Annotated in this window: 15 protein-coding genes and 2 pseudogenes; 3 read left to right on the top strand and 14 right to left on the bottom strand. The window is 41.5% G+C overall.

Annotated features, from left to right (window positions below):
• Positions 1-404: 404 nt before the first annotated feature.
• Positions 405-1,226 carry an alpha/beta fold hydrolase gene (locus tag I6E84_RS07150; RefSeq protein WP_197217134.1) on the top strand — a complete coding sequence of 274 codons (822 nt, stop codon included), beginning with the start codon at positions 405-407 and terminating at the stop codon, positions 1,224-1,226.
• 387 nt (positions 1,227-1,613) lie between these two features.
• Here the strand turns inward: I6E84_RS07150 and I6E84_RS07140 are convergent, their stop codons facing one another.
• A complete protein-coding gene (locus tag I6E84_RS07140) occupies positions 1,614-2,387 on the bottom strand; it encodes an SDR family NAD(P)-dependent oxidoreductase (protein WP_110923530.1) in 774 nt (257 codons plus the stop codon).
• 173 nt (positions 2,388-2,560) lie between these two features.
• On the opposite strand from I6E84_RS07140, the gene I6E84_RS07135 reads away from it, so the two are divergent.
• Positions 2,561-3,499: a LysR substrate-binding domain-containing protein gene (locus I6E84_RS07135; protein WP_197217132.1), complete on the top strand. Its 939-nt coding sequence runs from the start codon at positions 2,561-2,563 to the stop codon at positions 3,497-3,499.
• A 360-nt stretch (positions 3,500-3,859) separates the two neighbouring features.
• Here the strand turns inward: I6E84_RS07135 and I6E84_RS07130 are convergent, their stop codons facing one another.
• From I6E84_RS07130 to I6E84_RS07120, 3 genes and pseudogenes are all read right to left on the bottom strand, one after another.
• Positions 3,860-5,176: an NAD(P)/FAD-dependent oxidoreductase gene (locus I6E84_RS07130; protein ID WP_197217130.1), complete on the bottom strand. Its 1,317-nt coding sequence runs from the start codon at positions 5,174-5,176 to the stop codon at positions 3,860-3,862.
• 168 nt (positions 5,177-5,344) lie between these two features.
• Positions 5,345-6,265 carry a LysR family transcriptional regulator gene (locus tag I6E84_RS07125; protein WP_197217129.1) on the bottom strand — a complete coding sequence of 307 codons (921 nt, stop codon included), beginning with the start codon at positions 6,263-6,265 and terminating at the stop codon, positions 5,345-5,347.
• 457 nt (positions 6,266-6,722) lie between these two features.
• Positions 6,723-7,639, bottom strand: a pseudogene (locus I6E84_RS07120) (DMT family transporter).
• A gap of 83 nt (positions 7,640-7,722) precedes the next feature.
• On the opposite strand from I6E84_RS07120, the gene I6E84_RS07115 reads away from it, so the two are divergent.
• Positions 7,723-8,613: a LysR family transcriptional regulator gene (locus I6E84_RS07115; RefSeq protein ID WP_197217127.1), complete on the top strand. Its 891-nt coding sequence runs from the start codon at positions 7,723-7,725 to the stop codon at positions 8,611-8,613.
• A 309-nt stretch (positions 8,614-8,922) separates the two neighbouring features.
• Here the strand turns inward: I6E84_RS07115 and I6E84_RS07110 are convergent, their stop codons facing one another.
• The 10 genes and pseudogenes from I6E84_RS07110 to rutA all read right to left on the bottom strand — a co-directional run bounded on the left by I6E84_RS07110 (position 8,923) and on the right by rutA (position 19,480).
• On the bottom strand, positions 8,923-10,539 hold the full coding sequence (locus I6E84_RS07110) for an NAD(P)/FAD-dependent oxidoreductase (RefSeq protein ID WP_197217126.1): 1,617 nt from the start codon (positions 10,537-10,539) through the stop codon (positions 8,923-8,925).
• A gap of 707 nt (positions 10,540-11,246) precedes the next feature.
• Positions 11,247-11,843 (bottom strand): malonic semialdehyde reductase, encoded by a 597-nt coding sequence (locus tag I6E84_RS07105; RefSeq protein WP_197217125.1) that lies wholly within the window; start codon positions 11,841-11,843, stop codon positions 11,247-11,249.
• An 18-nt stretch (positions 11,844-11,861) separates the two neighbouring features.
• On the bottom strand, positions 11,862-12,638 hold the full coding sequence (gene rutD, locus I6E84_RS07100) for a pyrimidine utilization protein D (RefSeq protein WP_197217124.1): 777 nt from the start codon (positions 12,636-12,638) through the stop codon (positions 11,862-11,864).
• Between the two features lie 111 nt (positions 12,639-12,749).
• Positions 12,750-13,427 (bottom strand): annotated as a pseudogene (ribB, locus tag I6E84_RS07095) (3,4-dihydroxy-2-butanone-4-phosphate synthase); the annotation flags it as partial.
• A gap of 109 nt (positions 13,428-13,536) precedes the next feature.
• A complete protein-coding gene (locus I6E84_RS07090; RefSeq protein WP_197217119.1) occupies positions 13,537-15,036 on the bottom strand; it encodes a CoA-acylating methylmalonate-semialdehyde dehydrogenase in 1,500 nt (499 codons plus the stop codon).
• A gap of 39 nt (positions 15,037-15,075) precedes the next feature.
• Positions 15,076-16,434, bottom strand: coding sequence for a solute carrier family 23 protein (locus I6E84_RS07085; RefSeq protein WP_197217117.1), 1,359 nt, complete (start codon positions 16,432-16,434; stop codon positions 15,076-15,078).
• Positions 16,435-16,467: 33 nt separating this feature from the next.
• Positions 16,468-17,004 carry an NADH-dependent FMN reductase RutF gene (gene rutF, locus I6E84_RS07080; protein WP_227681351.1) on the bottom strand — a complete coding sequence of 179 codons (537 nt, stop codon included), beginning with the start codon at positions 17,002-17,004 and terminating at the stop codon, positions 16,468-16,470.
• A 179-nt stretch (positions 17,005-17,183) separates the two neighbouring features.
• The gene (rutC, locus tag I6E84_RS07075) at positions 17,184-17,567 is read right to left on the bottom strand and encodes a pyrimidine utilization protein C (protein ID WP_110923384.1); all 384 of its coding nucleotides are present in this window, start codon (positions 17,565-17,567) and stop codon (positions 17,184-17,186) included.
• Between the two features lie 75 nt (positions 17,568-17,642).
• Positions 17,643-18,362: a pyrimidine utilization protein B gene (gene rutB / locus I6E84_RS07070; RefSeq protein WP_197217113.1), complete on the bottom strand. Its 720-nt coding sequence runs from the start codon at positions 18,360-18,362 to the stop codon at positions 17,643-17,645.
• A gap of 14 nt (positions 18,363-18,376) precedes the next feature.
• Complete coding sequence (gene rutA / locus I6E84_RS07065) at positions 18,377-19,480, bottom strand: pyrimidine utilization protein A (protein ID WP_197217111.1); 1,104 nt, start codon at positions 19,478-19,480, stop codon at positions 18,377-18,379.
• Positions 19,481-19,857 lie beyond the last annotated feature (377 nt).

Here is a 19,857-nt window from a genome sequence, read left to right as displayed (position 1 = left end):
CCTATAACGGCTGAGACCATAATACCTTTGCTATTAATGTATGATTAAATCACTTTCATCAGGTTGGTTTATCTAACTTCAGTACGACCCTCAGTACGACAGTTTTTGGTAGAGTCGCGTTATTTCAATAAAGCCATTGCATTAGGCTTTTTATTGAGTACGAAGAATAGGAAATAATGGGATTATACTAAGCTTCTTATAAACAAAGATCCGTACACAGTTAGTGCTATTTTTGATAGCCGTGTTGCCGTTGATCACTGAGACCGCATACTTCCTGAAGAATTCCTTCACATTACTATTATAACGTTGGGGTCGGTTATTGGCTTGTCTTAGCTGACAAAAACTGTCTCCCCTTTCCGTAGAACGATTTCACGATTATCAATATTCATCTTTAGGAGGATGCTATGAGCACCCAAATAACAGAAAACCATACCTACATTGACGGGCATAAGATTGCATTTTTGGAACAGGGTTCAGGTAGTCCAATAATCCTGCTGCACGGGATTCCAACAAATAGCCTCATGTGGCGAAATATTATTCCACAACTTGCAAAAACACATCGGGTCATCGCTCCCGACCTTCTCAACTACGGGAAATCTGCAAAACCGAAAAGCGCAGATGTGTCCATTAATGCGCAAAGCAACATGATTGTAAAACTCATGGATGTTCTAGGTGCGCGGCAAGCAGATATTGTTGGGCATGATATTGGTGGAGGTGTTGCTCAGTTGATAGCTGTCAATTATCCAGAGAAAGTTCGAAAGCTTGTTTTGATAGATAGCATCTGCTTCGATTCATGGCCTATCCCAGACTTTGAGCCGCTACAGGAACCTGGTGCTGAGTCGGAGATGAGTTTAGAGGACTTTTTAAGCATGATGCGAGGTTTCCTGCCAAAAGGTGTATATGATAAGAGCGTCATGACGGATGAGCTTATTGAGATGTATCTCGAACCTTGGTCAACTGACGATGGCAAGCACGCCTTCTTTCGCAACCTCAGACGGTTGAACAAAGAATATACTCAGGCCATTACTGACGAACTTAGTAACCTTCCGCATCAGACATTTATCATGTGGGGTGATAAAGACCCTTTCCAAAAACCGGAACATGCACCAAAGCTGGCAGAAGCGATTCCAAACGCAGAGCTTGTCTGGATTAAAGATGTCGCTCATTGGTTGATTGATGAGAAGCCTGATGAAATTGGTGAGCATATCAACCAGTTTCTAAGCTAAAGTACGAGTGGTATGGTGACACATAAACTGACCCTTGCCGTCAAATCCATCCATCGTTCAAATTTACTATGCCATTATAGGGTCAGCATGGCTTAGAAAAGTGGACTCTGACGCGTAGCGTACCATACTCGTTGCACTGGCTTTTTCACCGCCTATTCTGTCTAGCATTACTCACTCAACCCCAAATTGAGATCTTGTTTACCAACTATATTTAATTGATAGCAGAGAGGCTTTTTGTAAAAAATCCGACTTGACTCGCGTTTATCTAACCTAAATAAAGCAAGAGCAATAACAGTATGTTATTGCTCTTGCTTTATAAATTTTCGCTCATTAAGCGCTTTTTAATTGTGCGTGAGCATCATTAAAAAACATTCTGTTCCATTGCTATTAGTTGCGTCCTGCCATTACGCCACCATCAACATCCCACACAGCACCCGTTACCCAAGCCGCTTTGTCACTTAATAAAAATGCAATAGTGTTTGCCACATCTTGTGACGTACCTATACGGCCAATTGGGTGAAGGCTATTAAAGCCTTGCAGTGCATCGTTTACTTCTGCTTTCGGGATAAACCCTTCATAAATTGGCGTTTGTACAACTGCTGGCGATACCGCATTAACGCGAATATTATGGGCCGCTAATTCCATTGCTAAATGCTGAGTTAGCGCATGTAAGCCCGCTTTTGCCATTGAATACGCTGAAGATGGTGTAGCGGCAATGGCTTGCTTGCCCCACATAGACCCTATATTTACAATGGCGCCAGAGCGTTTTGCTGAGATTAAATTAGCGGCTACCTTTTGAGTAATAAAAAATAATGCGCGGTTAATTTGCATGTACTTATCGTAATCAGTTGCTTCGTGCTCTAAAAATGGTTTAGGGGCAAAAACACCAGCGGCATTAACCAGTAAATCTACGTCTGCGTGATCTTGCGAAATAGTATTAATTAAGTTTTGCACGCTTTCATCGCTCGTTAAATCGGCTGTTAAAACCTCTACAATACCTAAAGCTGATAGTTGCTCTTTTGCCGCTTGGGCTTTTTCTTTACGGTGGCCGACGATAACGGCTTGTCCGCCTTGCTCTAAGATCAAACGAGCCGTTTCAAATCCCATTCCGCTAGTGCCACCAATAACGAGTAATTTTTTACCTGAAAATTGCTTAGTCATCATTATTTCTCCAAGCGCCCATTCGCGCTGCATTAGTTGTATCAATAAAACAAAATATCAAATTGCCTTTCAAGCAGTTGACGAGTTGTTTGGCTTAGGAGGTATTTTTAACTTATTTACTTTGTTTAACAAACGAGATAATCTGAGCCGTCAATAAAGAAAAAGTTTACCGTATGAAATCACCTATACATCTCAATGCATTAAAAGCTTTTGAAGCTTTTGAAGCCAGTGCACGACATCAGAGTTTTTCAGCGGCTGCTAACGAGCTAAACGTAACTCCCGCAGCGGTTGGGCAACTGGTAAAGACATTAGAGGAGTGGCTCGACACGCCGCTGTTTCACAGAATGAGCTCTGGTAAAACACGGCTTATAATTACTGAAACTGCGCAAAGTGCCTTGCCATTGATACAGGAAGGATTTGATAAATTAGCCCAAGGGCTAGATATTTTAAAAGACAATGCCATAAGCGGCGTATTAACGGTTGCAGTAAGCCCTGCCTTTGCCGCTAAGTGGTTATTGCCTAGGCTTCATCACTTTCAAGCTATTTGTACGCAAACCAATGTAAATTTAAATACAAATTTGAAACCGGTTGATTTTGCTTCTCAGCGTATAGATATAGGCATACGCTTTGGCATAGGTAATTGGCAAGGCTTGGGCGCAGAAAAACTAATGGATGAAGAAGTATACCCAGTATGCTCACCTACACTTCTAGAAGATCCAACCCGCTTCACCACGATTGATAAATTATTGAACGAAACCCTGATACACGATCAATCAATGGATGCCCATACCAGTTTTCCGTCGTGGTCATCATGGTTAAAAAAAGCCGGTGTTACAGGTCCTCTGATCACTAAAAGCATTCAAATCAATAACTCTGCTGCCGTACTGCAATCAGCAATTGACGGCCACGGCGTAGCATTAGCGCGCAGTGTAATGGCTAAAGATGACCTAGCCGCTGGGCGGTTAGTGAGGTTGTTTCCTGATATTTATTTTGAATCACCTTTGGCGTATTATGTTATTTACCGCCCCGAATGTGCGGCGCTGCCAAGAGTACAAGCATTTAAAAACTGGCTTTTCAAAGAGGTAGAAAATCAAGCTTTTAAAAGTGAGTAGTATTTTTATAAAAATACACCCTAATAAAGAAGATATTTATCAGAGTAAAAGATAACCCCTGTAGTTAAACTACGTTTACTACCCGTAAGCTCTCACCCCAAGTTAGCGACTTTAATTAATAAGGTAGCATTTAATTTTGCATCTCTATAACAATTGACCACCACGAGGTTTTTTAAATGGAGTGAAGGTTTGTTCATGTAACTTTGCAATACTTTGATAGCCAATGCCTGCTAATAGATTAGTGTCACCAGAAAGCCAATCAAGACAAGTGTGATTTAGCTTTCAGCATCAGACTGCATAACTAAAATCTCCCAAGTTTAACTATACGGATTTGACAGCAGGGGGCAGGTTTTAATTTTACTACTTTTCGCCCTTTGCAGTACGCTGCTCAATCGACAGTCGTACTCTTGCTCCGATAGTTTTGAAAGGATCGGGGGGCACCCAGCTTGGATTGGAGTTATTTAAAATAAAGTCTAAATCCTCGCTTTTATTACCCTTAATCATCTCTGCCATGTAATAACCAAGATAAGTACCTTTTGCTATACCCACACCATTCATTGCAGCTATTGCATAAACCCCTGGGTAAGACTCACTAAAAACAGGTTCATGATTCATAGTCATACACAACATTCCTCCCCAACTGTATTCAAAGGGAATAGCGTCCAAAGAAGGGAAACGTGCCATAAAAGAGCTGCGGTGATGTACTTTAGCTTCATCAATCATTTTTTGATTACTGAGCAAATCAGGTAAAACATCAAATGAATTACGAATCAGTATTCGGTTGTCAGGTGTAAAACGAACCGTTGTACCAGCTGGGTGGGCAGAAGTAACTCCCCATGGAGAAACTTTCTTAAATTTATGAAGTGCATGCTCATTTAGCGGTTTGGTTAAGCTAGCGTAGGTAAAAACAGGTGCTAATTTATTTTTGCAGCCGCCGAACTCTTCAGTGAAGGAATTAGTTGCCAATACAATAGTATTAGCAGTCAATACACCATTATCAAAATAGAGTTTTTTTAGATTAAAATCGACTGATGTAACTTTTGAGTTTTCAAAAATTTCCACATTATTAGGTAAGTTTTTAGCCACAGAAACCACTAACGCAGCCGGATTAACTAAGACATTACCATTTGTGTAAACAGCTTTCTTATAGTATCCAGTTCCGAGACGAGACTCTAAGTCGGCCCCTTCTACAATTTCGTAATCTGAATTAATCGAATCTAATGTTTTTGTGAAAGAATCCAAATTTTTAAAGTGTTTTTCTTCATGAGCAGCCATATATTTACCAACTTGATTCCAATAAACATTGTCTCCTTGCTCTTGTCGAATTTGATCCAGTCTTGATATAGCAAAACAATTCAGTTCCCGAACATGAGTATCGGCAAGTACACTCGACTTACTCGAATCTAAATTATGAGGAAGATCAATAATAAATCCAGCATTTCGTCCAGAAGTCCCCTGACCTACCATTAACGCATCTATAACTGCTATTTTAGAATCAGGCTCAAGTTCTGCTAAACGGCCGGCTGTTGATAACCCGGTAAAACCTGCTCCAACAACAATATAATCAAAGTACTGATTTTTAGTGACCTGCTTAACAGGATGAGTTCGTTGGACTGGCATGCTCTCGTACCACCCCAGTGAACCATCCACTGCAGGAAATCGTTTTAATGTTTTCATCTATTCACTCCAGAATAAGTATTTAGAGTGATATTAGAGAGTCTCTCTTTCTTTAACAAACGAATATTTAGAACACATCCATTCCATACTGGAATCGCAATAAAATATCTAGTAAACAGTAAAATAATAAAAATACTGTTTATATCGGCAAGCTAGCACACAAGTAGGCTATGATAAATTGCTGGAAAAACCATCCAATGTTATTGCCTCCCCTTGAGATTCTGATACGTCTTCTAATAGCCAATCGCGAAATATCTTAGCTGCATCAGATAACTCTCTTGACTTCCTATAAACCAGAAAGTCAGCCATGTTTGGTGCATAAAATGCATCACTGACACGTTTCAATTCATGTCTATCCAGCATTTGTTCTGTCATGAACTCCCATCCAAGCCCGATGCCCATGCCCTGCCTAGAGGCTTCTAAAGCAAGGGTTACCTGATTGAAAAGCTGCGCATTACTCGGAATCTTAAATTCAATGCCGAAACTGGCAAACCAATCAATCCAGGTGGGCCACTTCCAATCCGAAGGATCGAGGTGAATCAATTTTTGGTCCAGAATCTCCTCGGGAGTCAATAGTTTATCTATAGGGTATTCGTATTGGCATATCGGATATATCCTTTCAAAAAATAGAAGATGACTATGAAAATCAGCCTTCCAATCATCAGTGCCATTTAAAATCCCCAGATCAAATTGGGTGCAGGTAGCTTCGGTGATGGCATTAGATGCATAAATGTTGATAGCAATATCTGGATGCTTTAGATTAAAGCGAGTTATTCTAGGGAATAACCAGTAGTGAGACACTGCCTGAGTACAGGTAATAGTAACTGTATTGGTATCAGCATATCTTTTTATCCTATTAATGCTTTCATACATTTGATGCAGAACACTTTTCGTTTCATTGTAAAACTCCTCCCCAGCTTCAGTCAGGATCAACTGTCTTGGTTCCCTAGCAAATAATTCAAAGCCTAAACTCTCTTCTAAAAGTCCAATCTTTTTACTAACCGCGCTCTGCGTAATACAGAGCTCTTTAGCGGCTTTAGTAAAACTCCCCAACCTAGCTGAAGCTTCAAAAAAGACTAAAGAACTCATAAATGGAAGAGATTTCCTCATACAGCACTCCAGTACCTATGACCATTATTTTCTTTTTCGATCTTAACTCAATTTTAATAATTAGGAAACTAACGCCATTCCAATTTGGAATCAATTTGTGCCATTAAATCCTCTGTACTGCTTATGTTCTTTAAGTTGTGAATAATAAATATGTTGTAATAATTCTAAAAAAACATTTTAAAAATTGTTAATATCCAATCAATTTATTAGTTTTTTAACCTATGCTGTCAAAGCTGTAGAAATTCATTTGGTAGATTTTAGTTATGCAGCCTAATGCTGAAAACACAAAAAAGCCTTTCAAGCTTTATATTTCATAGCTTGAAAGGCTTTTTTGATCGCATATTTTTATCTAGGTAAGGGGCCTATGGGTTTGAATAAGGTATTATCGACACCGCTTGATATTTATCATTTCAATATGCGGGTATTCACCACTTTCTTAACGCCGATTTGTCAAAACCACTCCAGTTATCACCAGCGCGCCACCGAGTAACATCGAAGAGGAGATCTGCTCATTGAGTAGCAAAGCGCCGAGCAACACACCAAATAACGGAACAAAGTTAGTAAAAACCGACGTTTGCGCCGCGCCAATCGTTTTGATTCCTTGATAATACCAAATAAAAGGAATAACGGTGCCAAATAGCCAATAGCGGCACCGATCTTCCAGTTTAACTCAGGTAGCACCTGCATGTTTGGATTGAACAACCATACCATTAATAGCAATAGCAACCCCCAAATAGCGGCATAAGTCGTTGACACTAAAGGTGATAAACCAAGCAGCGCTTTCCGTCCCACGACGGTATAGATAGCCCAACTGATTACCGCGCAGAGCATTGACAATTCACCACGGCCAAAAGCCTGACCACTGTCTTGGATCACGGTAAGTAGATGACCATTACTGATCACGGTTAGTGCGCCCAATACCGCCAAAGAGATCCCAAGCAACATCTGCAATGAAAATTTTTCTCGATATAAAAGGGAAACTAGTACCGCCGTCGCGATAGGATTAAATGCAACAAATAGAGCGGTACGGGAGGCTGGCATTTCAGAGAGCGCCGTAAAAAAGAACAGATTATAGGTAAATATTCCAGTAAGGCCGAGAGCGAAGGTGATCGCGACCTGCCTGAGCGATAGCTTTGGTAGCCTACCTTCTAATTTTATAGTGAGTAAAATGAGTATAAATACTGCCAGACCAAAGCGGCCTATCGCTGACATTAAAGGTGAAAGCGATTCCGTCAGTAAACGCCCTGCGATAAAAGTCCCGCCCCACAGTAAGGCGACTAAGATAAGTTTGAAATAGATTGGCCAGATAGAGGGTAAAGCCAAGTCGTTAGAGGTATTGCTAATTGGTTGCATGATGTCGCTCAATATAAGAGTTAACCTGATATGTGCTATAGTATTTCACTAATGTTAAGTCATAGTAAAATGAGCAAAAGATCATGCCGTTTAGCCAACTTGAAATATTTGTGGTCGTTGCAGAGCTGTGCGGATTTACCTTGGCAGCCCAACAGTTAGGTATTAGTCAGTCAGCTGTTTCGCACGCACTGAAAAAACTCGAGGAGGACTTAGGAGTCAGTCTTATCGAGCGTAATAAGTCACAGGCGGAATTGACTGTCGCTGGCACTCGATTACTACCCCGCGCTCGAGAAATACTGGGGTTGTCTGAGACCATACGCCAAGAAGCTGCTGATATTAAGGGGTTGCAGCTGGGTAGTCTGCATATTGGTTCTTTCGGTCCCACTTCCTCTTTGCGCTTACTTCCTGAGATCCTAGATAGTTACCGTAAGCAATTTCCCAATATCGAGGTGCGTGTTGATGAAGGAAATGACCAACAGGTCGTGCAATGGTTACAAGAGCGACGTGTTGATGTTGGCTTTGTAGTGCTTCCAGATGAGAATTTTGATACTTTTGCATTGATTGAAGATCAAATGGTTGCCCTTATTCCCAAAACACATTCATTGGCAAATAAAGATAAAATTGTACTTCAAGATTTATGTCAGGTTCCTTTTATTCTGACCGAAGCAGGTTCAGCGCAACTTATTTCCAAGCTATTTGCAGCCGAGGATCTGATCCCTGATATTCGCTACAGGACAACACAACTGATGACGACAATTACCTTGGTTTCAAAAGGTGAAGGCGTTGCCCTCGTTGCTGAATTAGCACTCCCTCAAGCGTTACCAACCGATGGCTATGTGGTTCGACAACTAGCGCCGCAATACAAACGAACGATTGGTTTAGCACTCCACAGTAAACGCCAAGCCTCTCCTGCTGCACAGGCATTCATAAAAATGGCCGGACAATTATTAGAAAAGGGAAAACTGACACATTAAGACGAGAATACAGCGGCTATGTGAAAATCAGGGTTTTAGTTGATTTTAATTTAATATTTTCCATTATTTAAATTATTATAGTCAATAAAATTCATATTTTTACAAAATATATTGAGAGCCAAAGCTTTTGATTTTCAAGCGCTTAGAACCTTAAAGTCCATTAAAAATACAAAAGCAATTCATCATTCTCAAAACACAAAAAAGCCTTTCAAGCTTTATATTTCATAGCTTGAAAGGCTTTTTCGCTCGCATGTTTTTATCTAGTTAAGCGTTTTAATATTAGGATTTTCTTACCGTTTAGAGCCGCTCTCACTCTATGTTCAATATCGATTTTGCCACAGCTTCGGCCACTTTAATGCCATCAATCCCTGCGGATAATATGCCACCTGCGTACCCAGCGCCTTCGCCAGCCGGGAATAGTCCTTTAGTGTTAATGCTTTGGAACTCTTTATTGCGCTTAATGCTGATTGGTGACGATGTTCTGGTTTCTACACCCGTTAGTAAACCGTCATCAGATGAAAATCCTTTGATTTTTTTATTAAACGCTGGAATGGCTTCACGTATGGCATCCACGGCAAAGTCTGGCAGTGCTTTGCTTAAGTCGGTTAAGGTAATGCCTGGTGTGTAAGACGGTTTTACATCGCCTAATTCTGAGTCTGGTTTACCTTTTAAGAAATCGCCAATGGTTTGCGCTGGTGCACTGTAATCTTTGCCGCCCAATTCAAACGCTAAGGTTTCTAGCTGTCTTTGTAAGTCAATACCAGCAAGGGGGTGGTTTGGGTAATCTCGCTCTGGGTCGATGCCTACAACAATAGCACTGTTGGCGTTGCGCTCGTTTCTTGAATATTGGCTCATGCCGTTAGTGACAACACGGCCTTCTTCTGATGCTGCGGCAACCACAGTCCCGCCTGGACACATACAGAAGCTATAAACAGAACGACCATTTTTACAATGATGCACCAGTTTGTAATCCGCAGCGCCAAGTATTTCGTTTCCAGCATTGTCACCAAAGCGTGCTTGGTCTATGGTTGACTGTTTATGTTCAATCCTAAAGCCAATCGAGAAAGGTTTTGCTTCAACATACACGCCTTTATCATGGATCATTTGGAAGGTGTCACGGGCACTGTGACCAACGGCTAAAACAACATAGTTAGTTTTTAAGGTTTCGCCAGTATTAAGTGTCACGCCAGTTACTTTTGAGTCAGTGATGTGTAAGTCGTCTACGCGAGTAGCAAAACGGACTTCCCCACCAAGCGCTATGATCTCGGCACGCATTTTTTCTACCATAGTGACTAACTTATAAGTACCTATGTGCGGTTTACTGACAAATAAAATTTCATCTGGTGCGCCAGCTTTTACAAATTCTGTCATTACTTTACGGCCATAATGATTGGGATCTTTCACTTGGCTATATAGTTTACCGTCAGAAAAAGTACCTGCTCCGCCTTCACCGAATTGTACGTTAGATTCTGTGTTTAATTTACGCTGACGCCAAAAGCCAAAGGTATCTTTGGTGCGTTGTCTTACTTCATTACCGCGTTCAATGATAATAGGTTTAAAACCCATTTGAGCAAGGGTAAGTGCTGCTAACAAACCACAAGGTCCAAAACCAATAACAACAGGACGCTCAGTTAAATCTTTTGGCGCTTCACCTACATATTTATAACTGGTGTCTGGCGTTGCTTTAACATGGTTGTCTGACTCAAATTGAACCAGTAAATCATGTGTTAAATCCGAGTCGGTCAGTGTGATGTCTAGCGTATAGATTAATTGGATATTTCTTTTATTACGAGCATCATAACCACGTTTAAACATCACAAATGACGCCATTTGCTCAGCAGAAATTTTAAGTTTTGTCGTTATAGCAGTCGTTAGATCTTCAGGTGCATGATTTAATGGCAATTTAATTTCAGTTAAACGTATCATTGGTTACTCATAAGCTCGTGTAGAAAACAGTCTCGCATTTTACTGGTACTGATACAAATAAGCGAATAAATATTTTATATTACGCAGGGTAAATTTACGGATTTGTATTGTATAGTCAAGCTTGGGAGACTTTAGTCACGCAACCTGACGATAATAATCAAACCACATCTGTCTTGGCGATTTATAACCCAAACCTTTTTAAGCCTAGTTCCTAGTCTCACTGCGAGCACAGCTCTTGTCTTACGTCGCTGCAAAGCGGTACTTTGCTAGTTACTCCTCATTATAATCAATCTCAATATACTTAATGATATCATTGATGGCTTCAGATCTTATTTCATAGTCTTGGTGATACACCCGCTCATTCTTCCTTGCGGAGCAGTGCTCCTCACCCGAAAAACTATCTGTTAGCGCATGGTAAAATGAGCGAGGAAGAGTAAGTGTCTGGGAGACACTTACTCGAGTTCAAGGCGGGGAGCTATGCCCGTAGTGGTTGCCTTTACTATTCATTAAGCCTGTAAAATCACAAGGCTTTATCACTCATATATTTTTATTTAGATAAGAACTTTGTTACTAGGGTTTGAACTACAAATTGTTAGGTAGTTGGCGACTGAATATGATGCAGCCAAAAACAACTATCCTTTCACATGTCATCAATTCAGTCTACTACTCCTAAAACAAGACAGTTCAGTGAATGAATAACTTGTTTCTTATAAGATCTGACAAGCCTCATCAAAATCCAATCTTGGCAAACGGCTGTATAATTGATCGGGTTCGCCATACCCTATATTAATCAGTAGATTTGAAGTCCATTTACTACCTTCAAGAAAGGTTTTATCCACCAGTTCATTATTAAATCCAGACATGGGGCCAGTGTCTAAACCCAAGGCTCTACAAGCCAAGATCAGATAAGCGGCTTGCATAGAGCTGTTTCTAAACGCCGTCTCTTGTATGAGTTCAGGGCTAGAGTTAAACCATGATCTGGCATCCGTATGTGGAAACAATTTAGGAAGTTGCTCATAAAATTCATTATCATGAGCGACAATCACTGTGATAGGTGCTGTCATTGTTTTTTCGATATTACCTGATGACAGTGCTGGCTCTAAGCGCGCTTTAGCGTCATCAGATCTGAGAAATACAAACCGTGCAGGTGAACAATTGGCCGAGGTGGGTGCCATTTTAACTAAGTGATAGATTTCTTCAAGTAGTGCATCTGGCACGTCTTTTTTTTGCCAAGCGTTGAAGGATCTGGCTTTACCAAACAGTTGATCAAGACCTTCTGGAGATAACGATAGGGAATCAGTCATAGTACTTCCTAATTGATATTAAATTTTAGATAAGAATTGAAGGATTTTGCTATTGGTTGAGCAGGTCTCTGTGATTGTACTGCCATGTCCACCCGTCAGCATTAACTCAAATTGAGCGTTTTGCATATTATCGGCTAAAGCTAGACCACGTTGCCATGGCACCAACACATCATCAAGATTGCTTAAAACCAACGTTTTGTTTTTAATGTGCTTAGCATTTACTAGAGGTTGATAAGACTGCAAGGCTTTTAATCTCGTTAAGACGTTCTTAACGGGAGCAAAGTTAGCGATGGCTTTATCTTCTTTTTGCGTGAGTACCTCTATGTTGTCTGAGATCCATATAGGCGGGTATAAAAATATCGCTTGGGCGCGTACAAATGCTTCTATACCTGTGTTTTCTATCAAGCTTTGTCGCATGCTAAAACATTTGATAGTGTGAGGATCGAGGCTTTCCCAACCATTTAAGATAACCAGTTTATCTAACAACTCTGGCGCTTTATAAGCGACTTCCATACCGATAAATCCGCCAAGTGCGTGACCGACGAAATGACAGTTAGACAGCTCTTCTTGTTTTAAAATTTCGATTAATTGTTCTGCTAAATCTTGCATAGAATAGTTATCGGGTAAGAGTTCGCTATCAGGTGATACCCCCTCTTGTTCATAACAAATCACATTGTAATGCTCGGTAAAACTCTCAATTTGAGGTAACCAAAAATCAGCATGCCCGCCTAAACCTGAACTAAATACGATCGTTTCTGTCGTGTCGCTCTGACAAGGATATTTTTTAACTAACATAGGGTTTCATCCAATTTTAGTAAATTTCAAATTGCGGTAAAAGTATCTAATAGCTTATGGAATCAAGTTAAGTCCAATCTACTAAATCAATTCAACAGTACGCTCATCGCTTTCATCATACTCATACGCTACGGTTTCTTCGAAGTTTTCGACTTCGCTTTTACCTTTATCTTCAACGGTCTCTTGGGACTTAATATATTTGATTAACGCGTCTATCGTGCCAACCTTTAGATTATGAGTATCGGCGAATTTGATCAGATCATTTCTACGAGCCATTTCACCATCTTGGTTGATAATCTCTACAATAACCGCAGCAGGTTCTAAACCAGCCAGTCTCGTTAGGTCACAACCTGCCTCAGTATGCCCAGCCCGCTCTAAAACACCCCCTTCTTTAGCCACTAATGGAAAAATATGACCTGGGGTTACGACGTCATCAAAGGTAACGTCTTGAGATACTGCAGTTCTAATGGTTTGAGCTCTATCTGCCGTTGATATACCTGTACTTACGCCTTTTGCTGCATCAATGGAAACGGTGAAATTTGTACTATAGGGTGCTTTATTGTCTTTGCACATCAGAGGTAGTTTTAATTTTTTGCAACGCTCGGAGGTCAAGGTCAAACAAACCAAACCTCTGGCATGTGTAATCATAAAATTAATATCATCAGGTTTGGCCAAACTGGCTGCCATAATCAGGTCACCTTCATTTTCCCGATCCTCATCATCCATGATTATGACCATCTTTCCTGCTTTAATATCTTCAATGATTTCCGGTATTGTATTGATATTCATAAAATCCACCATTTGCATTTATATTTGCTTTTGTATGTTGTTATGTAGAGCCTATTGTCAATTAATCACACGCTCTACATAACGTCCTACGTTTGATACGGCCGTATAGCTACTTCATAGAAATAGTAGTATTTACGCCTTCACTAGCATCTTCATCAAACCAACGTGATATCACGGTTTTAGTCTGCGTATAAAACTGCACCGCTTGCTTACCATAAGGACCTAAGTCACCGAGCTTACTGGCTCTAGACCCTGTAAACGAAAACATCGGTAGCGGTACTGGAATTGGTAAATTAATACCGACCTGTCCAACATCGATATCTTGTTGGAACTTGTGTGCATGGGCGCCAGACTGGGTAAAAATGGCAGTGCCATTACCATTTGGATTGGTATTGATAATCTCAATGGCTTCCTCAAGCGTGTCGGCATACATAATGCATAGGACAGGACCAAAGATCTCTTCGGTATAGCAGCTCATATCAGTGGTTACATGATCTAAGATGGTTGGACCAACAAAGTTACCCTCTTCATAACCTGCTACCTGACAACCACGGCCATCTAGTTTTAGATGCGCCCCTTCATCGATACCCGCTTGGATTAAGCGCTCGACACGGGCTTTGGCTTGCTTAGATATTAGAGGACCTAAATCTTTATCATCCTTGCCAGCAGACACTACTAGCTGTGCTGACTTTTCTACAATTTCATCAACCCACTGTTTAGATTCGCCAACTAATACGACAACAGACAGTGCCATGCATCGCTGACCTGCTGCACCAAATGCTGCACCTGCTAATTGATTCAGACTTTGTTCTTTATTGGCATCAGGCATGATAACGGCATGGTTCTTCGCACCCATCATACATTGCACACGTTTGCCAGCCTGACCGGCACGATCATACACATGCTTGCCCACCGCTGTTGAACCCACAAAAGATATCGCTTTTATATCTGGGTGATCGCACAGCGCATCCACCGTATCTTTACCACCATGAACCACATTCAATACGCCTTTTGGTATACCGGCTTCAAGTGCCAACTCGACCAATCTCATGGTCACGATTGGGTTTTGTTCAGAGGGTTTTAAGATGAACGTGTTGCCTGTGGCGATGGCCATTGGAAACATCCATAGCGGAATCATGGCAGGAAAGTTAAAGGGGGTAATACCTGCACAGACACCTATTGGCTGCTGAACGGTATACATATCAACACTACTGGCGACATTTTCAATGTAGCCCCCTTGCTGCAAGTTGCCGATACCTGAGGCGTGTTCTACGACCTCAAGACCTCTAAACACATCGCCTCTCGCATCTGCCAAAGTCTTACCTTGTTCTTCAGTCAGTAGCGCCGCTAGCTCATCCATATTTTCACGTATCAATTGTTGATACTTTAGGAAAACACGGGCTCGTTTGCTGATGGGTGTGGTGCGCCAACTCTGAAAGGCCTCAGATGCCGTTTTGATAGCTTGCTCGATTTCCTTAGGTGTTGATTGTGGTACCTTGGCGATAACTTCTTGCGTGGCTGGATTGGTGATATCAATCCATTTTGTGGTATTTGATTCGGTAAATTCGCCATTGATCAATTGTTGTACGCTGCGTGGTTCTGTATTCATGACACGATTCCTTAAAGTAATATCGAATAGGGTTTAAATTTATGGATTGAGTTTTAAGAGCGGTTCTGATGTAGCGATTTCTCTCTCAGTGGTCACGCTCACTTCTTTTTGTTTGTTTTTAAAATTGAAAACGAGGTTCATAAGAATGGCTAAAAAAGTAGCGGTACCGATACCACCTAAATCAAAGCCAGCAATGTTTAGTGAATAGTTGCCAGTGCCTAGGATGACAGGAACGGCGGCTACCAACATGTTGCCATTCTTGCTGAAATCAATTTTTGCATTCATCCAAATACGCGCACCAGCAATCGTAATTAAACCAAAGACAACGATTGAAGCACCGGTCAAAATGGGCACAGGAATAGTACTGATCAAGGTGCCAAATTTAGGTGACAGGCCCAATAGAATGGCGAACACACCTGCTATGACAAAGACGATTGTAGAGTAAATTTTGGTCGCTGCCATGACGCCGATGTTTTCTGCATAAGTCGTCATACCAGTGCCGCCTACCGAAGCCGAAAGCGTGGTACAAAGACCGTCAGCGAAGAACGCTCTACCCATATAAGGTGAGATACTTTTGCCAGTCATGGCCTCTACTGCTTTGAAATGCCCAAGGTTTTCAGCGATTAAGATGATAAAGACGGGTGCAATCACTAATATGGCACTGGTCTCAAAGACAGGAGAGTAAAGGGTTGGCATACCGAACCAAGCGGCATTCGCAATTGGAGAAAAATCAATAGGCTTGCCCATACCCATCACATTCGTTAATAGGAAATAAATAAAATACGCAGCGACCAGTCCTATTAATAATAACAAGCGTCTGACCATACCTTTGGTGAATACGGCGACTGAACAGATACATAACACGGTGACTAACGCCATCCAAGAATCAAAGCTACTGCCGATGACGCTTTGTATGGTGACAGGCGCTAGGTTCAACCCGATAATCATCACAATGGACCCAGTGACCACAGGTGGCATCAAGTTCTCAATCCATCCTGCACCTGTCTTCATCACCAGCAGACCCATCAATGCGTATAAGACCCCGCAGACCAGTGTGCCCCCAAGCGCAATGCCAATATTTGGATTGATACCAGTACCGCTATAGCCTGTTACTGCTGCTACCGCCCCGATAAAGGCAAAGCTAGAGCCTAAATAACTTGGTACGTGCCCGCCAGTAATGAGAAAGAAAAGTATCGTGCCTATGCCAGTAATCAGCATCGTTAAGCTAGGATCAAAGCCCATCAGTAAGGGAGCTAAGATTGTCGCGCCGAACATTGCGAATGAGTGCTGTGCGCCTAACACCACACTTTTACCCATGGGTAGATACTCATTGATACCTACCGGCGTCGTTTCTAGGTTTCCAGTATATGGACGCCATTTAACAAACCATTTATCCATTTTCAATATCCTTAAAAAGTAGAGGGATGTTACTTAGTTCGTGCACTTACTTAATTGATGGTAGTCTCGATTAAAATAGATGAGACTGTCACAATCAGGCTTGTGTTTGATATCCAATACTTCACAAATAAGAATATCGTGAGTTCCCACCGAGCTAATGAGCTTAATCTTGCAATCAAAAGAAATACTGGCGTCTTCTAATACAGGCGATCCTGTCGACAGCGTAGACCAACTGCCTTGATCGAACCTTTCTTCCAGAGATTTTTTACCCCCGAACACACCGCTTAGATCTTTATGTTCAAGAGCAAGTGTGTTGACGCATAGCACCATGTTTTCTTTAAAATAATGATAGACAGAAGCACTTCTGTTTAAACACACCAATAGGGTTGGCGGTGAGTCAGTGACACTACACACGGCAGAGGCGGTAAATCCTGCCCGCCCTGCTGGACCCTCAGTGGTAATAATGTTGACGGCGGCAGCCAAATTACTCATCGCATCTCTAAAAGATTGCTGCATGTCAGTTAAGTTTCCTGCCGTAGAGGTGAATGATTCTTTAGACTTATGTTTCATTAATGAGGATTGCGTTACTTGGCTTTCTTTAATTACTGTATTCATCTGTCATTTCCTTTTAAACAATATTCCGCCACATGTGTAGTTAACTAAAGCGCCCTACTACTGTCCAATGCTAGGGGGTTCCATGTCAGGTAACTTTAAATTCACTAACTGCAGTCATTTTTAAACAGGCTTTCTTATCCAATGTGCGCTATGGACGCGATTTCGACTAAAGCGTCTGGTTTAACCAATCCACATTGAATACAAAATCTTGCTGGCTTTTCATTGGGAAAGAATTCTGCATAGACTTGGTTGACGGCATCATAATCTGCCCAATCTTTTACAAAGATTGAATTAAACGTCACGTCATCCATATCGCCGCCAGCAGTTTGAATAACGTTTTTGATCGTCGTTAACACATGGCGAGTTTGAGCAGCGGCATCACCCACATGTACAACATCGTTGTTTTCATCGAAAGGCAAAGTACCGGAGACATAAACGATGTTGTCGGCCTTAGTCGCTGGTACATAAGGGGCTAATGGTTTGCTCGTACCTTCAGGGATAATCACTTGTTTAGACATATCTACATTCCTAGTGTGGTTAGGTTAAGTATGAAAATCGTGGTTTAGGTTGCTAAAAACTGGCTATTCAAAACATTAGCTATCTGTAAAACACTGCTGCATGCTAGCAACATCAGACACCCAACCAAAAAAGGTTTTTACGTTATATAGTGTGGCCTCATGAGCCTCTACTGGCCCTGCCTGATAACAAGCGTCATCTAACAACACCCCAAAATACTCAAGGAAAAACCCATCTCGAAGCGTAGATTCAACACAAACGTTCGTCGCGATACCAGTGAGCAATAGATTACGTATGCCCCGTGACCGTAATACACTATCGAAATTGGTGTTAGCAAAGCCGCTATATCGAGGTTTGTCTATAACGATGTCTTGAGGCGCAGGGCTAAGCTCGTCGACCAACTCATAATCCCAGCCACCTTTTGCCAATAACGTTCCTTCAATTTCAGGATTATTACGCATGGTTTTTAGAGCGTTTGACTTGTGATAATTGGGCGACCCACTACCACCGGCTTCCACATATTTATCGTCCCAGCCATTTCTAAAATAAATGACTTGTATGCCAGCTTTGTGTGCAATATCCACGGCTTGCTTTATTTTATCTATGACAGGTTTGGTCGCTGTGACATCAAACCCGGCCAAATCTAGATAACCGCCCTGACTGGCATAAGCGTTTTGCATATCTACTACGATCAATGCCGTCTGGGAGGGATCTAACTTGATAGGTTCAGGCAACGACTCTAAAACAGGAGAGGATTCCTTGGTAAAGTCTGCACAAATTGTATTAACCGAATTCATATCCGCTCCTTTTATTAGGCTTCGCTGACAGCTTGACTGGCAACTGGGGTATCGACATTGATGCGGCTCTTCATCAGCGGTTGAATCTTACTACCAAAATCTTCAACACCTTGCACGAAGTCATCAAAGGTCAGTAGGACGCCATCCGTACCTTGTATCTCACCGACTTCATCTAACATGCTAGCGACATTTTCAAAAGAGCCGACCAGCGTCCCCATATTAATATTGACTGGTGAAACGCTCGAGGCCATATGGCGAATATTGGTATCTTTGCCAGATGTTTTGTCCTTACCGCCTTGTGACTGCAACCAATCAATGGCTTCGAAATCCGCACCGTCATTGTACGACTGCCATTTTGCTTGGGCTTTTTCATCGGTCTCATCTGCGATGACCATAAAGAGCACATAGGTCGGAACATTACGACCCGTCTTGTCCGTGTGTACCTTTAAGCGATCATTGATACCAGCATAAGCGGTAGGTGTGTTTAGACCTTTACCAAAGACAAAGTTATAGTCAGCATATTGTGCAGAAAACGCTAAACCTGTATCTGATTGACCCGCACAGATAATCTTCATATCACCTTTGGGAATGGGCTTCACTTGACAGTCATCCATCTGGAAGAACTCACCCTTCAAATCAGATTGGCCTGTTGCCCACAGATCTCTCAAAATTTGGACATATTCAGATAGGTAGTCATAGCGCTTACCAAAATAATCATCACCTGGCCACATTCCCATTTGTCCATATTCTGCTTCTTGCCAGCCAGTCACGACATTCAATCCAAAACGCCCGTTTGAGATACTGTCAAGCGTCGACGCCATTCTTGCTACAATTGCAGGTGGCATGACCAACGTCGCCGATGTGGCATAGATTTTTATCTTGGACGTAACCGCAGCCAATCCCGCCATTAAGGTGAAGCTTTCAAGGTTATAATCCCAAAACTCCGTCTCCCCGCCAAAGCCGCGTAGCTTAATCATTGAAAGCGCAAAATCGAAGCCATAGTGCTCAGCACGTTGCACAATTTGCTTATTAAGCTCAAATGTTGGCTTGTACTGCGGCGCGTTTTTTGAAATTAACCAGCCATTGTTGCCAATCGGACAAAAAATACCTATTTCCATAATTTCACCTATACGTTTGAGGAAGAAAAGAGCGATAAAAGAAATAAAGATTATTTCATATTTTTTATGAAGCAAAACTTATGCCATAGAAATTTATCTTTATTTATCAAATACTTAGTATTTTTACACCCACAATTTTTTAAACCATATGGTCTAAAAATATGCAGAACAATGGTGCAGAGTGTTATAAAATGGTGCAGAGTGTTATAAAATGGTGCACAAATGTAGAAATGCTTAAAAAGCGCATTTTGACGGCAATTTGGATGAGAATGGCTCTAAATGAGTGATAAAAAGAAGACTGACTGACACTAGATTACTGAGCTTGAATGACATTAGGCTGTTGAGACTGGATGACGCGATATCGCTACCATCAGCGA

It is taken from the genome of Psychrobacter sp. SCQQ22 (genome assembly GCF_015864605.1).
Classification (GTDB): Bacteria; Pseudomonadota; Gammaproteobacteria; order Pseudomonadales; family Moraxellaceae; genus Psychrobacter; species Psychrobacter fozii.
This window is presented reverse-complemented; position numbering and strand designations above follow the sequence as displayed.